The 14120-nt window shown below is 67.7% G+C and carries 15 protein-coding genes; 3 read left to right on the top strand and 12 right to left on the bottom strand.

Features of this window, described 5'->3' with window-relative positions; all coding sequences use genetic code 11:
- Window positions 1–40: 40 nt before the first annotated feature.
- The 11 genes from ltaE to AR540_RS06750 form a co-directional block, all read right to left on the bottom strand.
- Window positions 41–1039: a low-specificity L-threonine aldolase gene (gene ltaE / locus AR540_RS06800; protein ID WP_059227218.1), complete on the bottom strand. Its 999-nt coding sequence runs from the start codon at window positions 1037–1039 to the stop codon at window positions 41–43.
- 8 nt (window positions 1040–1047) lie between these two features.
- The gene (gene astE, locus AR540_RS06795) at window positions 1048–2055 is read right to left on the bottom strand and encodes a succinylglutamate desuccinylase (RefSeq protein WP_059227216.1); all 1008 of its coding nucleotides are present in this window, start codon (window positions 2053–2055) and stop codon (window positions 1048–1050) included.
- Window positions 2056–2089: 34 nt separating this feature from the next.
- A complete protein-coding gene (locus AR540_RS06790; RefSeq protein ID WP_059227214.1) occupies window positions 2090–2386 on the bottom strand; it encodes a hypothetical protein in 297 nt (98 codons plus the stop codon).
- A 14-nt stretch (window positions 2387–2400) separates the two neighbouring features.
- The gene (astB, locus tag AR540_RS06785) at window positions 2401–3762 is read right to left on the bottom strand and encodes an N-succinylarginine dihydrolase (protein WP_059227212.1); all 1362 of its coding nucleotides are present in this window, start codon (window positions 3760–3762) and stop codon (window positions 2401–2403) included.
- Window positions 3759–5222: a succinylglutamate-semialdehyde dehydrogenase gene (astD, locus tag AR540_RS06780; RefSeq protein ID WP_059227210.1), complete on the bottom strand. Its 1464-nt coding sequence runs from the start codon at window positions 5220–5222 to the stop codon at window positions 3759–3761. The genes astB and astD overlap by 4 nt, the downstream gene beginning before the upstream one ends.
- Before the next feature lie 9 nt (window positions 5223–5231).
- Window positions 5232–6239: an arginine N-succinyltransferase gene (gene astA, locus AR540_RS06775; protein ID WP_059227208.1), complete on the bottom strand. Its 1008-nt coding sequence runs from the start codon at window positions 6237–6239 to the stop codon at window positions 5232–5234.
- Window positions 6240–6265: 26 nt separating this feature from the next.
- Window positions 6266–7285, bottom strand: coding sequence for an arginine/ornithine succinyltransferase subunit alpha (aruF, locus tag AR540_RS06770; protein ID WP_059227205.1), 1020 nt, complete (start codon window positions 7283–7285; stop codon window positions 6266–6268).
- Between the two features lie 62 nt (window positions 7286–7347).
- Window positions 7348–8568 (bottom strand): aspartate aminotransferase family protein, encoded by a 1221-nt coding sequence (locus AR540_RS06765; protein WP_059227203.1) that lies wholly within the window; start codon window positions 8566–8568, stop codon window positions 7348–7350.
- 238 nt (window positions 8569–8806) lie between these two features.
- On the bottom strand, window positions 8807–9271 hold the full coding sequence (locus AR540_RS06760; RefSeq protein ID WP_059227201.1) for a hypothetical protein: 465 nt from the start codon (window positions 9269–9271) through the stop codon (window positions 8807–8809).
- A 133-nt stretch (window positions 9272–9404) separates the two neighbouring features.
- Complete coding sequence (gene pdxH / locus AR540_RS06755) at window positions 9405–10052, bottom strand: pyridoxamine 5'-phosphate oxidase (protein ID WP_059227200.1); 648 nt, start codon at window positions 10050–10052, stop codon at window positions 9405–9407.
- 83 nt (window positions 10053–10135) lie between these two features.
- Window positions 10136–10981 carry an OmpA family protein gene (locus AR540_RS06750; RefSeq protein ID WP_059227198.1) on the bottom strand — a complete coding sequence of 282 codons (846 nt, stop codon included), beginning with the start codon at window positions 10979–10981 and terminating at the stop codon, window positions 10136–10138.
- A 265-nt stretch (window positions 10982–11246) separates the two neighbouring features.
- Here AR540_RS06750 and AR540_RS24670 point away from each other — a divergent pair, with 265 nt between their 5' ends.
- Window positions 11247–11531: a formate/nitrite transporter family protein gene (locus tag AR540_RS24670; RefSeq protein WP_082706929.1), complete on the top strand. Its 285-nt coding sequence runs from the start codon at window positions 11247–11249 to the stop codon at window positions 11529–11531.
- A 6-nt stretch (window positions 11532–11537) separates the two neighbouring features.
- Here the strand turns inward: AR540_RS24670 and AR540_RS06745 are convergent, their stop codons facing one another.
- Window positions 11538–12467, bottom strand: coding sequence for a helix-turn-helix domain-containing protein (locus AR540_RS06745; protein ID WP_059227988.1), 930 nt, complete (start codon window positions 12465–12467; stop codon window positions 11538–11540).
- Between the two features lie 355 nt (window positions 12468–12822).
- Here AR540_RS06745 and AR540_RS25625 point away from each other — a divergent pair, with 355 nt between their 5' ends.
- Together AR540_RS25625 and oxdA are read left to right on the top strand one after the other, a co-directional pair.
- Window positions 12823–12975, top strand: coding sequence for a hypothetical protein (locus AR540_RS25625; RefSeq protein WP_160328331.1), 153 nt, complete (start codon window positions 12823–12825; stop codon window positions 12973–12975).
- A 33-nt stretch (window positions 12976–13008) separates the two neighbouring features.
- Window positions 13009–14064, top strand: coding sequence for an aliphatic aldoxime dehydratase (gene oxdA, locus AR540_RS06740; RefSeq protein WP_059227196.1), 1056 nt, complete (start codon window positions 13009–13011; stop codon window positions 14062–14064).
- Window positions 14065–14120 lie beyond the last annotated feature (56 nt).

The following is a 14120-nucleotide window of genomic DNA, read 5'->3' as shown; positions in this document are numbered from 1 at the left end:
GTGTCGCCCCGGTTGCGCAGGAAAAACGTCGTCGGAAGACTTAGCGGTGGAGGTAGGCGGCGAAAGCGGCGATGACGGTCTCGATATCGACGGCGCTGACGTCCAGATGGGTGACCAGCCGCAGCCGCGGTGCCGGGCTGATGCGGATGCCGCGTTCGGCGAGGAAAGCCTGCAGGGCGGGTGCCCCGTCGCCCATGGCGAGATAGACCATGTTGGTCTGCACCGGCTCCACTGAGTAGCCGAGTTCGGCCAGGGCGGTGCCGAGTTGCGCGGCGTGGGCGTGGTCCTCGGCCAAACGCTCGACGTGATGATCGAGGGCATGGAGACCCGCCGCCGCCAGCAGGCCGGCCTGGCGCATGCCGCCGCCGACCACCTTGCGCCAGCGCCGCGCCTTGGCGATGAGCGCGGCATCCCCGCAGAGTACCGAGCCGACCGGGGCGCCGAGGCCTTTGGAGAGGCAGACCGATACCGAATCGAAATACTGGCTGATCTCGCGCACGGGCACGCCCAGCTTGACCGCGGCGTTGTACAGTCGGGCGCCATCCAGGTGCAGCGCCAGGCCGTGCGTGCGGGTGAAAGCGTGCGCGGCGGCCAGATAGGCCAGCGGCAGCACCTTGCCGTGCATGGTGTTTTCCAGCGCCAGCAGGCGGGTGCGGGCGAAATGGAAGTCGTCGGCCTTGATATAGCTGCGCACCCGCTCGAGATCCAGGCTGCCATCGGCGGCCATCTCGATGGGCTGCGGCTGGATGGAGCCGAGCACCGCGGCGCCACCACCTTCGTACTTGTAGGTGTGGGCCTGCTGCCCTACCAGGTATTCGTCGCCCCGCTCGCAATGCGCCAGCAGACCCAGCAGGTTGCTCATGGTGCCACTGGGTACGAAAAGGCCGGCGGCCAAGCCGAGATCGCCCGCGAGGCGTTGCTCCAGGCGCGTGACGGTGGGGTCTTCGCCGTAGACGTCGTCGCCGAGCTCGGCGTCCAGCATGGCCTGGCGCATGGCCGGCGTGGGCTGGGTGACGGTATCGCTACGCAGGTCGATCATGGCTACCTCTATGCTGGGACCACGATGAGTCCAGCGCGCAGGCCGACGGCGACCTTGGGATTGGGGAAGATGATGCGCGCATCGGCTTCGTCAACGATCCAGCGCTCGCTGCCGTCCTCGGCCAGCAGCGAGCCCTGCCGCAGGGGCGAGAAGTTGGCTACATCGTCCGCCAGGTGCAGCTGGAAGCGCGGGCTGGACTTGTATACCTGCCGCGCCACGCGAAAGCGCAGCAACGACGAATCGGGTGGCGGCAATTCGGCTTCACGGCCTTCGATCAGGGCTTCGAGCATCAGCCGCAGGCGGCTCAGGTCAAGCTCGCTGTTCTCGCCGAAGGGGCGGGCCTGACCCAGCTCCAGGGTCAGGGCCTCGGCCTGGCACTCGGCGTAGGTGTAGGCGCTGAAGGTGATACCGGGTTTGTCGTAGAGCAGCACGGCTTCGATGCCGGCCGCTTCGAGGCGCTGCAGTTCGGCTTCCGAGTGTTCGCGCCCAGCGCTCCAGGGATAGAGGGCGAAGCGCGGCAGCGCCGAGGCGCGCAAGGCGGTGTGCAGGTCGTAGTGCAGCCGGGCGCGGTCGGGTTTGCTGAAGAATTGCGCGGACAGGCGCTCCAGATCGTTGGCGCGTTGCGCCTCGGGGCCTTCGGCCTGGGCATGGCGACCGTTGAACAGGCGGTTGAGATCCTGTTCCAGATAGCGGGTCCCCCGCCGCATGGCGTCGGGATTGCCGAACATGAACAGCAGGCGACTGGCCGGGCGCAGGGCTCCACTGGCGATGGCACCGAGCAGGTCGTCCAGCAGCTCCATGGGCGCCGTTTCGTTGCCATGGATGCCAGCCGAGAGCAGCAGGTCCATGCCATTGTCCCGAGCCACCGGCGGCGTCACTTCCAGGACGCCCTCGGTCAGCCAGTGGAGACGGGTACCGTCGGCGGTCAATTGAATCTTCTCGGTCGGCTCGCGGCCGGCCAGGGTCAGGTCCAGCAGGCGGCCAAGGGCCAACCGATAACGTTCAGGTGCAGCCATGCTCTACTCCGCTGAGCGATCTGTGCCTAGATACTCAATGATCGTGGCCGCAACCGCAATCGGCGTCATGGACATGATTCTCATCGCCGTCGTCGGCGAAGGTCTCGAAGGCGATGGACAGGCCAAGGGCATTCAGGGCCTGGGGCCGCAACACCAGTACCGGGGTCTGGTCTTCGTCATCCTGGGAGTCGGCGAAGATATTGAGGCCACCGGCACCGTCGGCCTCCAGCCAGAGGTCGCGGCCGGCCAGGCGGATGGCCAGGCGCTGGACCTGCAGTTCCTGCTGCTGGTCGGCGGTGGATTCGAGGATGAGGTCGAGACGATGGCTCATGGACACTCCGGGCATCAGGGCAATTGGAAGGGATAGACCGAGCCGAGGCCGAGCAACAGGGTCAGCTCGTCCAGGGCGGTACGGACCTCGCCCAGCAGCTGCGGATCGGCGAGGTCGGCCGGGTCCAGGCGATCACGGTAGTGGCGATCCACCCAGTCCAGCAACTGGGCGTGCAGCGCCGGGGTGAAGCGTACCCCGGGATTAACCGCCGCCAGTTCCTCGGCCTTGAGTGCCACCCGCAGCCGCAGGCAGGCGGGCCCCCCGCCGTTCTGCATGCTCTGCTTCAGATCGAAGACCTTGACCTCGCCCAGCGGACCCTGGCCGTTCACCTGGGCCTGCAGGTAGTCCCAGACCGCGGCGTTCTGCCGGCATTCGTCGGGTACCACCAGCAGCGCACCCTGGCCGGGCCGATCCAGCAACTGGCTGTTGAACAGGTAGGAGCGTACCGCATCGCCGACGCTGATCTCGCTGCGGCGCACGCAGAGCCGCTGCAACTCGCCGCCGCGCCGCGCCAGTTTCTCGCTCAGCTCGTCGAGGATGCGCGGACTGTCGAGGAAGGCGTCCTCGTGGTGGAACAGGACCTGGGCGTTGCCCACCGAGATCACATCGTTGTGGAAGACCCCCTGGTCCACCACCACGGGATTCTGCTGGGCGAAGACCACGCCCTCCTCGCTCAGGCCGTGCAGCCGGGCGATGGCCTGGGAAGCTTCCAGGGTCTGCCGCGCGGGGTAGCGGTGGGGCTCGGGATAGCGGGGATCGAAGGCGCTGCGGCCGAAGACGAAGAACTCCACGCCCGGGGCGCCGTGATCGCGACTGAAGCGGGTGTGGTTGGCCGCACCTTCATCGCCGAACTGGGCCACCGAAGGCAGCGGCGCATGGTGCTGGAAATGCGCAGGATCAGGGAACATCGCCTGGAGGATGCGCGCCGTGGTGGCCGGCTCCAGGCTGCGGTGGAACTTGCAGGCCAGGTTGGCCGGCGTGAAGTGGACGCGGCCATCCCGGGTGTCGGCGCTGGGGCTGACGGTGGCAGCGTTGGCCGTCCACATGGCCGAGGCGGAGCTGGCGGACAGCAGCAACGGCAGGGCTTCGCGCGCGGCGCTTGCCAGCACCTGGGCATCACTGCCGGCGAAGCCGAGACGGCGCAGCGAGGCGATGTCGGGCCGTTCGTGGGGTGCCAGAACCCCCTGCTCGAAGCCCAGCTCCATCAGTGCCTGCATCTTCGCCAGGCCCTGGCGCGCCGCTTCACGCGGATTGGAACGCAGCTGCTTGCTGGCCTGGGACGCCACGTTGCCGTAGGACAGGCCGGCATAGTTGTGGGTCGGGCCGACCAGGCCGTCGAAGTTGACCTCCCGAGCAGCGCAAGCGACGTGACTCATAGCTGTAGTCCTGGGGGCAGTTGGTTGGGCAGGTGCAAGGCGGCGCTCTCCAGCGAGGCAACCGGGAAGGCGCAGTAGTCCGCGGCGTAGTAGGCGCTGGGCCGGTGGTTACCGGAGGCGCCGACGCCACCGAAGGGCGCCGCGCTGGCCGCGCCGGTAAGGGGACGGTTCCAATTGACGATGCCCGCCCGCACGCCCTGCCAGAAGGTTTCGTAGGTGACGGGGTCGTCAGCCAGCAGCCCGGCGGCGAGGCCGAAACGGGTGGCGTTGGCCAGCGCCAGGGCTTCGGCGAAAGCGCCATAGCGCTGGACCTGCAGCAGCGGGCCGAAGACCTCTTCGTCGGGCAACCCGGCGACCCCGGATACCTCGAGGATCCCCGGCGTGAGCAATGCGCGACCCGCTTCCGGCTGACGCATCTCCAGCAAGGCGCGCGCGCCCTGGGCCAGGCGCTGGGCCTGGGTGCGCAGCAGGGCCTCGGCCGCGGCCAGGGAGATCACCGTGCCCATGAAGGGCGCGGGGTCGGCGTCGAAGCGACCGGCGGTGAGCTGGCTGCTCACGGTCACCAGGCGTTCCAGCAGGGCATCGCCCCAGGCACCCGCGGGCACGATCAGGCGGCGGGCGCAGGTGCAGCGCTGCCCGGCGGATAGAAAGGCCGACTGGACGATGGTCACCACGGCCGCGTCCAGGTCGGCCACGGGCGCCACCACCAGCGGATTGTTGCCGCCCATCTCCAGGGCCAGCAGCCGCTGGGGACGCTCGGCATTGAGCCGATGCAGGGCGGCGCCAGTGCTGCTGGAGCCGGTGAAGAGGATGCCGTCCAGGCCGGCATGGCCAGCCAGGGCTTCCCCGGTGGTGCGACCGCCCTGGACCAGGTTGAGCACACCGGCCGGCAGCCCGGCGGCGATCCAGCATTCCAGGGTCAGGGCAGCGAAGCGTGGCGTCAGCTCGCTGGGCTTGAACACCAGCGTATTGCCGGCCAGCAGCGCCGGCACGATGTGGCCGTTGGGCAGATGGCCCGGAAAATTGTAGGGTCCCAACACCGCCAGGACCCCGTGCGGCCGATGGCGGGTCACACTGCGGGCATCGGCCAGGGCGGTGGAACGCTCGCCGCCGCGGGCCTCTTCGGCCTGGGCGGAGATGGCCACCTTGGCGATCATGCTGCCGATCTCGGTATCGGCCTCCCAGAGTGGCTTGCCGGTTTCCTCGCCCAAGGCACGCGCCAGCTCCGCACGGCGTTGCTGCAGCACCTGGGCGAAGGCCTGCAGGATATCCAGGCGCGCGGACCGGCCGCGGCCTTCCCAGGCGGGAAAGGCTTGGCGCGCGGCCGCGATGGCCTGATCGACATCCGCGGCACTCGCCGCGGCACCCTGCCAGAGCACCGAGCCGGCATAGGGATCGAGCGAGGTGAAGGTCTCGCCCTGGCCGGGGCGCCACTGGCCAGCGAGGTACAGGCTATCCATGACGTCTCCTCAGGGCATCAGCCGCACGGCGCGCACCTGGGCACCCGCCATCAGCCGCAATTCGCGGGCGGTCGCAAGATCCACCACGAGGGTGCCGGCGGCCAATCGCGCCCGGGCGCTGGTGATGCGGCAGTCCTGGCACTTGCGGTTGTGGATCAGGTAGACCTCGGCATCGTCGCCCGGCGTGCCCACCGCCAGCACCAGGCGCTGGCTGTCGCGGATCGCCCGGACCTTGGCGGTCTCGGCTTCCAGGGTGGGGCCGGCGTCGAAGATGTCGACATAGCCCTGGTAGTTGAAGCCCTCGGCCTCCAGCAGTCGGCGGGCGGCCTCGGTGTCGGGATGGACCCGGCCGATCACCTGGCGGGCCTCGGGCGCGAGGAAGCAGGTGTAGAGCGGGAAGCGCGGCATCAGTTCGGCGATGAAGCCGCGATTGCCGATGCCGGTGAGGTAATCCGCCTGGGAGAATTCCATCTTGAAGAAGTGCCGGCCCAGGCCCTCCCAGAAGGGCGACTGGCCGTTGCCGTCGGACATGCCGCGCAATTCGGCGATGATCCGCTCGGCGAACAGCTCGCGGAATTCGGCGATGAACAGGAAGCGTGACTTGGACAGCAGTCGCCCGGCCGCGCCGCCCCGGCGATCGGCACGCAGGAACAGCGAGCACAGCTCGGAGCTGCCGGTCATGTCGTTGGCGAGGAACAGCGTGGGGATCTGCCGGTGGATGTCCAGCTCGCGGGAGGCGCTCACCGTCAGGCCGACGCGGTAGTTGTACCAGGGCTCGCGCAGGCCGAGGGCGGCGGCGATACCGGCGATGCCGATGACTTCGCCGTCGTCTTCCAGGGCGAAGAGATAGTCCGCATCGGCGGGCTGGGCCTGCTGCAGGAAGCTGCGCTCGGCGTTCTCGACGCGCTGCAGCAGGCGTTCCTCGCTGGCCGGCAGGGTGGTGAGACCGGCGCCGGCCGCTTGCGCCAGTTGCAACAGCGCGGGGACATCGGCACGGGTGACGGGACGGACGATCATCGGACCTCCAAAGACGCTAGGGTCGGCTACAGCGCTACCAGACGAACCCGGTCGCCTTCGGCGATCTCCAGGGCGGCGATCTGCTCGGTGGAAAGGGTGACGGCTGCGCCTGGCACCCAGTGCAGCGGCGCGGCCAGCGCCCGGAAGTTTTCCAGGCCATCGTTGGCGACGAGGAACCAGGGCGCGTCGTCGCGCGTGGCCGGGCCCTCCTGCACCGGTGCCAGGCGGCTCTCGACGATGGAGCGAATGGCCGTGGTGCGGGCGTGCAGCGTCGGGCCGCCATCGAAGATATCGATGTAGTTGTCGGTCTCGAAGCCTTCGCGACTGAGGATGTCGAAGGTGATCTGCGCCCGCGGGTGCACCTGGCCCATGGCCTCCTGGGCGCTGTCCGGCAACAGGGGCACATAGAGCGGATAGGTCGGCATCAGCTCGGCGAGGAAGGTACGGCTCTTCTGGCCGGACAGGCGTTCGGCGGAGGCGTAGTCGAGGTCGAAGAAGTTGCGCCCTACCCCGTTCCAGAACGGCGATTCGCCGGCCTCGTCCGACAGGCCGACGATCTCCACCACCACGGACTCGGCGAAGCGCTCCGGATGGGCGGCCATGAACAGCAGCCGGGCACGGGAATTGAGTTCGGCATGGGGCGTGTCCAGCAGCGGTCGCTGGACGTAGAAGCTGCTGAGGACGCTGTTGCCGGTGAGATCGTGGCAGAGCGACAGCACATGGACCTTGTTGTGGATCTTCAGCTCGCGCGAGGCGTGGATGAAGGTCTCGTTGCGGAAACTGTAGAAGGGCTCGGAGAAGCCGGCCGAGGCGACGATGGCCGAGCAGCCCAGCAGCTCGCCACTGGCGCTGTCTTCGAGCACGAAGAAATAGCTCTCCTCGCCATGGAAGCCCACCTCGGCCGCCAGCGACGCCTCGGAGGTGCGGATCTTGTCGCGCAGCCGCTCGGGGTTGTCGGGCAGCGAGGTGACGCCGACCGGGCTATCCGCGGCGAGCCGCTGGACCAGGGGCAGATCCGCGGCCCGCGCAGGGCGCATTACCAGCATGAGAACTCCTTGTGTACGGATCCATCCCTGGATGCCAGCGGTACGCGTCCCGCGTCCGGAGATTAGCCTTGGGTGAGGCGCGCCAGGGCGCGATCCAGCCGCGCCAGGCCTTCGTCGATGTCCGCCTCGGGGATGATCAGGCTCGGCGCTATACGCAGCACGTCCGGACCGGCCTGGAGGATCATCAGGCCCTCTTCGTTGGCAGCGGTGACGATATCCTTGGCGCGCCCCTTCCAGGCGTCGTTGAGCACGGCCCCGAGCAGCAGACCCAGGCCCCGTACCTGCTGGAACAGGCCATAGCGGGCGTTGAGGCGCTCGAGGCCGGCGACGAAGCGCTCGTGGCGGGCGGCGACGCCGGCCAGGGTATCCGGCGTGGCGACGATGTCGAGCAGCGCGGCGCCCACGGCGCACCCCAGCGGATTGCCACCGTAGGTACTGCCGTGCACGCCAGCGCTGAAGTGTTGGGCGACCTTCTCGGTGGTCAGCATCGCCGCCAGCGGGAAACCACCGCCGAGGCTCTTGGCGCTGGTGAGGATGTCCGGTACCACGCCGTAGTGCTGGTAGGCATAGAGGTGGCCGCTGCGGCCCACCCCGCTCTGCACCTCGTCGAAGATCAGCAGGGCGCCATGGGCGTCGCACAGGCGCCGAGCGCCTTCGAGGTAGGCCTGGTCGGCCGGCAGCACGCCGCCCTCGCCCTGGATGGGTTCGAGGATGACCGCGCAGGTCTTGTCCGAGACCACGGCTTCGAGGGCGGCCAGGTCGTTGTAGGGCACATGGCGGATGCCTTCGATCTTGGGACCGAAGCCATCGGAATACTTGGGCTGGCCACCGACGCTGACGGTGAACAGGGTCCGCCCGTGGAAGCTGTTGGTGGCGGCGACGATCTCGTAGCGGCTGCCGCCGCTGACGTCGTGGCCGTAGCGCCGGGCCAGCTTGCAGGCCGCCTCGTTGGCTTCGGCGCCGGAGTTGGCGAAGAAGACGCGGTCGGCGAAGGTATGGTCCACCAGCTTGCGCGCCAGGCGCAGGGCGGGTTCGTTGGTGTAGATGTTGGACACGTGCCAGAGCTTGTTGGCTTGCTCGGTCAGCGCCTGGACGAGCGCGGCGTGACCGTGCCCCAGGGCGCTGACGGCGATGCCGCCGGCGAAGTCGACGTATTCACGCCCGGCCTGGTCCCAGACACGAGAGCCCTCTCCTCGCACCGGAATGAACGCGGCAGGGGCGTAGGTCGGAACCATCACCTCATCGAAGGCGGCGCGTTGCACATTGGGTTGAGAAGCGGACATCGAGGTTTCTCCTGCCGATCACGGCGGTCGCTGAAAGGGATTGTAGGACGAGCCTCGGGTGCGGCATTGCGCCCAGGCGACAACTATTTACGGGCGAACACGCAAACGGGCGTCCGACTCGCAGTCTAGCGATTCGGACGCCCGCTCTGGAAGGGCAAGGGACGTACCCGGACGGCTACGTCCGCGACTTCGTCTGGAAGGTGACGACCTGGGTCAACCCCGCAGACCGGCCCAGGGCTCAGTTGGGCGCGACGCGGCTGGTGCCGTTGACGGTCATGATGCGTACCCGTTCGCCGACGCGGAACATCTCGCCCTTGTTCACCGCCTGCACATAGGCACGGGTGCCGCCATCGTCTTCCTTCACGGTGATCTCGACGCCGTTGGCCTTGGTGAAGCCCTCTTCGGTCGCCGCACCCAGCAGGCCACCGGCCACGGCACCGATGATGGCGGTGACGAAGCTGCCGCGGCCGCCACCGATGGCACTGCCGCCGATGCCACCCACCACGGCACCGGCACCGGCGCCGACGGGCGACTTGGTGCCCTCGATGGTGACCGGGCGCAGGGCGGTGATGGTGCCGGTGCGTACGGTCTGGACCTGGCGGGCCTCGTCGCGCGAATAGACGTCGCCGGACTGGTCGGAGGCGCAACCGGCCAGCAGGGCGACGGCGGTCAGGGAGGCGGCAAGTTGAAGGATTCTGTTCATGGAGCTACTCCGAAGGCAGTTGAAAGACCGAAAGCCGCGCCCGACGAGTCTGGGCCGCGGATCGCTACTATCCTTGACCCAGGGCACCCGGGGAGGTTTCCGGCGACTGTAGCTAGGGTACCTTGCGAACGCCTTAAGGTGCCAAGCGCTGGCGATGCCACTCATTGCCGACGCGCTGGTAGTCCAGTCGATCGTGGAGTCGGCTGGAGCGGCCCTGCCAGAATTCGATGCGCTGGGGCTTGAGGCGATAGCCCCCCCAGAACGGTGGCCGGCTGGGCTCGCCGTCGGCGAAGCGCTGCTGCACCTCGGCCAGGCGTTGCTCCAGTGCATGGCGATCGGCGATGGCCTCGCTCTGCGGCGACGCCCAGGCGCCCAGGCGGCTGCCCAGCGGTCTTACCCGGTAGTAGGCGTCGGATTCCTCGGCGGATACCCGCTCCACCAGCCCCTCGATGCGTACCTGGCGCTCCAGCGCCGGCCAGAAGAAGGTCATGGCGGCACGCGGCTGGCTGGCCAGTTGCTGGCCCTTGGCGCTGTCGTAGTTGGTGTAGAAGACGAAGCCCTGGGCATCGACGCCCTTGAGCAGCAGTACGCGGCAGTGGGGTTGCCCTTCGTCATCGACGGTGGCGAGCCAGCAGGCATTGGCTTCGACGGGGGGCTGCTCGGTGCGTACCGCCTCTTCGAACCACTGGCCGAAGAGGGCATAGGGATCGGCGGGTGCCTGCTGTTCGGTCAGGCCGTCGCGGGTGTAGTCGCGACGCATATCGGCGAGGGACGGTGACATGGTGGTCTCCAACGTGGATCGTCAGCGACCTAGCTTAACCAAGTCCCGCCCCGCTCGCCTGCTCCAGGACAAGCTTTGCCGATCTATCGCTGGGCCAAGGACTGCAGGCTGGCCAGCACGGTGGCGCGCGGCTGGATCAGTACCTCGACGCGACGATTGGCGGCACGGCCTGCGGCGGTGGCGTTGTCGGCGCGCGGATGGGCGGCGGCCAGGCCCCGCACGATCAGGCGATTGCCGCTGTAGCCGCTGAGACGGAAGATCGCCGCCACCGCCTGGGCACGCTGCAGGCTGATCTTGTCGTTGAGCGCCGCGGCGCCGCTGCTGTCGCTGAAGCCGAGCACGATCACCGCGCTGTCCTCGTCGACGCTGACCGACTTGGCCGAACGGGACAGCGGGCCGAGCATCACCGGCAGCAGCATCTCGGCGCGATCCGGGTTGAAGGAGCCGTCCACCGGCGTCACCAGCACCAGCGCATCGTCGCGGCGTTCGACCTTGACGTTGCTGCCGGCCACGGCGACGCGCAGCTTCTGCTCGTGCTCGTCCAGCCAGGCCTTGCTGACCTTGACCGGCACCGGCTTGAGTTCCTCGGCCTTGGCGACCGGCTTGGCATCCTCGCTCCCGAACGGCCACCACCAATGGGTGGCTTTCTCGTCGGCGGCAGTGGCAGGCGCGGGCTTGGCCGCCGTTGCCTTGGCCAAGGCCTTGGGTTCAGGCTTGGCTTCGACCGTGTTGGCGACCGGCTTGGCCGGCTCGGCAGGCTTGTCGTCAGCGCCGAAGGGCCACCACCAGTGACCGCCGCTGGCAGCGGTGGTGGAGTGGGCATCGCCCGGCTTGGCGGCGGCCTGGGTCTGGGCGTCCTGGCCTTGGAACGAACTGCAGGCGGACACGCCCAGGCAGAGAATCAGGGTGGTGGATTTGATCAGCTTCATGCAAAGTTTCCCATCGGCGAACCGGAGGACGGAGGAATCCGGCGCCCCGGCCAGAGCCAGAGACGCGAGTGAACTTAAAGTAGTTTCGAGATTGTGGCCGCAAAGCTACGGCCGGCAAAGCGGTGGCGTCACGAATTTTGCAAATTCGCCGACCAGCGGCAGCCCTTTGTAGTCATATCATTTAGCCATGAGCGCCATAGACGGAGGCGCCTGGCGGCACCGTTCGTGACCTCCGGGAGTCCACGCCCCTCCCTCCCCGAGTCCAATACCCCAAGGAAATCGCGCTCCTGGCCGTCCAGGCCGGCTGTCCATCGGTAATCTGCCGGTATGGGGATTTCTCGCGGGTGCCTTCATCGCCCTCGGCTTCCAGCACGTGTTGGCGAACATGTTCATCCTGCCCACCGCGGTCTTCGCCGGCACACTCGGCTGGGCGCAGCTGCTGCCCAACCCTGCCGCGGTGTTCCTCGGCAATCTGGTCGGCGGCGCAGTGTTCGTCGGCCTGGGGTATCACTCGGCCTATCGGCCGGGCATGCGGGGGGATGAGCGCTAGGGCGCCTCAGTGCCGCTGTAGCAATGAGTGGGGCGCGACCCCAAAGGCTTTGCGAAAGGCACGGCTGAAATGTGAGAAGTCGGAAAAGCCGAAATCCAGTGCCGCCTGGGACACGCTGCGGCAACGTCCCTGCTCCATGGCCTGGCGGCTGGCCAGGAGCCGCTCCTGGAGAATCACGCTCATCAGGGTTTTCTGGTGACGGGCGAAAGCGCGGGTAACGGTGCGGGTGGAGACGTGGTGCGCCTGGGCAACGCTCTCCAGGCTGAGTTGCGGGTCGCTCAGATGCCGCAGGACATGGTTCATCAGGCGAGGATAGAGATCCCGCTCGGCCACGGCCCGCTCCGAACCCTGCAGTTCGAGGCTCAGCACCAGCAAGTCGAGCAGGGTTTGGGAGAAACGCAGGGCGTAGGTTTCGTCTTCCAGTGCCGGCGAGCCATCGGCGGCCTGGCGCAGCATTTCCCGCAGCGGCACGATGCCCGGGCGCGCTTCGTCGAGCACCGTGGCAGTGAGCCGCTCCACGCCCGGTAACCGGGTACTGAGCAGGTAGCGCGGAATACGCACCAGGCGGTTGTCGCCGCCAAGGCTGAAATCGAAGGCCTGATCGGCGTCGTAGAGAAACAGGCGATTCGGTGCCAATACCGCCTGCCGTCCGCCCTGTTCCAATTGCCCATGCCCGGCCTGGCTGAAGCCGAGCCAGAGGTCGTCATCGGGACCGTTGCGCAGGTGATTGGCGCTCCGGCGCCAATGATGCAAGGGTGCGGACAGCGTACAGACGTCCAGCAAACCCAGCGGCGTGACCTGGAGCCGGGCGTCGAAGTCCAGACCGGAGTCGGGCCGGCTGGACGCCGGGATGCAATGCCGGCAGACCACTTCCTTCCAGTATTCGAAGCGCCGTTCGACGGAAACGACCAGAGTGGAGTAGCTCGTGCTAGCCATGCTGCTCATCCTCGTTGTGACCAACCGATCCTTTGCTGACGAGATTGGGCAACAACCATGCCACGCTCAGGCTAGACAGCTCGGCGCTGTTGCCTCGGCGCACCGCGCTCCGCCGGCAGCGCGGTCGGCACGCTGCCAGGCGGACCGGCAATCGACTCTGGCGTCCGTCCAGCCACGACTGGCGCCGCACCCAATGCATGCAGGGCCCCTCTCCGCCGTTCCGCGCTGGTGCAGACCACCGCTGCTCCTCATCGCTGTCCCTCCCAGTCAAGCACCTGTCCAGCTGGAACAAGCCGGACAGACGGCTGCGCCTTACCTTGGCTACCAAGCGAAGCCCAGCGCCGCAGGTACCGAGATGATCAACACCGCTCCCGTTCTTTCCACCGCCGAATGGGCCGCTGCCCATCCCGGTGAACCGGTGGCTGAAGAAGCCCTGGCGCTACTGATCGTAACGGCCTGGCAGCACCTGGTGCTGTGCCTGAGTTGCCGAGCAAGCCTTCGCCGGTAACACCCCGTCCAGCCGTGTTTCGAGGAGTTCGCCATGGAATCCGCCATCGCCAAGCACCTGCAGTGCCCCCGTACCCTGAGTCGTCGCGTGCATGATGAATACGAACCGCCCTACCCCATGTTCGTCGCCCGTGCCAACGAGGATCTCACCCAGGTCGTCATGGCCTACCTCGGCGTGCAGTTCCGCCCGGAGCGGCGCGCCGCGGCACTAGAAGCACTACGGACCCTGGTCGCCAGCTTCGCGGGCACCGAAGGCCCCGGCAATCACGACCTCACCTATCACGAAGATGCCCAGGGCTATGGCAACTTCATCGTGGTGGGCTACTGGCGCGATCCCGCAGCCTACTGTCGCTGGCTGCGTTCGCCCGCGATAGCCGACTGGTGGGCCGCCGATGCACGGCTGCACGAGGACCTGGGCTACTTCCGCGAGGTGATAGCGCCGCGGGCCGAGCAATTCGAGACGCTGTATGCCTTCACGGAGGAGCTGCCCGGCGTCGGCGCCCTCATGGATGGCATCAGCGGCGATATCCAGGAGCACGGCTACTGGGGCTCGGCGCGGGATCGCTTCCCGGTCTCCCAGACCAGCTGGATGCAGCCCGACGCCGAGTTGCAGGTGATCTCCGGCGATCCCCAGCAGGGCGGCCGGGTGGTGATCCGCGGCCACGACAACCTGACGCTGATCCGCTCCGGCCAGGACTGGGTCGAGGCCGGCCAGGAGGAGCGCGATATCTACTTCAACGAATTGCTGCCGCCACTGCAGGCGGGCATGGATTTCCTGCGCGATGAAGGCCAGGCGCTCGGCTGCTACAGCAACAGGTTCGTGCGCAACATCGACCTGGACGGCAACCTGCTGGACATCGCCTACGACATCGGCCACTGGCGCTCACTGGACAAGCTGGAGCGCTGGGCGGAATCCCATCCGACCCACCTGCGCATCTTCACCACCTTCTTCCGGGTGATCGGCGGCCTTTCCAAGCTGCGGCTGTACCACGAGGTGTCGGTCTCGGACGGCAATAGCCAGCAATTCGAGTACATCAACTGTCACCCCGCCACGGGAATGCTGCGCGACGCCAAGCGCCCGACGCCTTAACGAAAACCCTGACGCCTTGAGCCCCGTCTGCCTCGTGCAGACGAGGGACTCCCTTG

The organism is Pseudomonas sp. EpS/L25, from assembly GCF_001512295.1.
In the GTDB taxonomy this organism is placed as follows: domain Bacteria; phylum Pseudomonadota; class Gammaproteobacteria; order Pseudomonadales; family Pseudomonadaceae; genus Chryseomonas.
Note: the sequence above shows the minus strand (reverse complement) of the source record. Positions and strands in the feature narration are given on the sequence as shown.

Bases quoted from the DNA above. Each gene is read 5' to 3' on its own strand.
- ltaE (WP_059227218.1), bottom strand. From the start codon at position 1,039: ATGATCGACCTGCGTAGCGATACCGTCACCCAGCCCACGCCGGCCATG.
- astE (WP_059227216.1), bottom strand. From the start codon at position 2,055: ATGGCTGCACCTGAACGTTATCGGTTGGCCCTTGGCCGCCTGCTGGAC.
- AR540_RS06790 (WP_059227214.1), bottom strand. From the start codon at position 2,386: ATGAGCCATCGTCTCGACCTCATCCTCGAATCCACCGCCGACCAGCAG.
- astB (WP_059227212.1), bottom strand. From the start codon at position 3,762: ATGAGTCACGTCGCTTGCGCTGCTCGGGAGGTCAACTTCGACGGCCTG.
- astD (WP_059227210.1), bottom strand. From the start codon at position 5,222: ATGGATAGCCTGTACCTCGCTGGCCAGTGGCGCCCCGGCCAGGGCGAG.
- astA (WP_059227208.1), bottom strand. From the start codon at position 6,239: ATGATCGTCCGTCCCGTCACCCGTGCCGATGTCCCCGCGCTGTTGCAA.
- aruF (WP_059227205.1), bottom strand. From the start codon at position 7,285: ATGCTGGTAATGCGCCCTGCGCGGGCCGCGGATCTGCCCCTGGTCCAG.
- AR540_RS06765 (WP_059227203.1), bottom strand. From the start codon at position 8,568: ATGTCCGCTTCTCAACCCAATGTGCAACGCGCCGCCTTCGATGAGGTG.
- AR540_RS06760 (WP_059227201.1), bottom strand. From the start codon at position 9,271: ATGAACAGAATCCTTCAACTTGCCGCCTCCCTGACCGCCGTCGCCCTG.
- pdxH (WP_059227200.1), bottom strand. From the start codon at position 10,052: ATGTCACCGTCCCTCGCCGATATGCGTCGCGACTACACCCGCGACGGC.
- AR540_RS06750 (WP_059227198.1), bottom strand. From the start codon at position 10,981: ATGAAGCTGATCAAATCCACCACCCTGATTCTCTGCCTGGGCGTGTCC.
- AR540_RS06745 (WP_059227988.1), bottom strand. From the start codon at position 12,467: ATGGCTAGCACGAGCTACTCCACTCTGGTCGTTTCCGTCGAACGGCGC.
- AR540_RS25625 (WP_160328331.1), top strand. From the start codon at position 12,823: ATGATCAACACCGCTCCCGTTCTTTCCACCGCCGAATGGGCCGCTGCC.
- oxdA (WP_059227196.1), top strand. From the start codon at position 13,009: ATGGAATCCGCCATCGCCAAGCACCTGCAGTGCCCCCGTACCCTGAGT.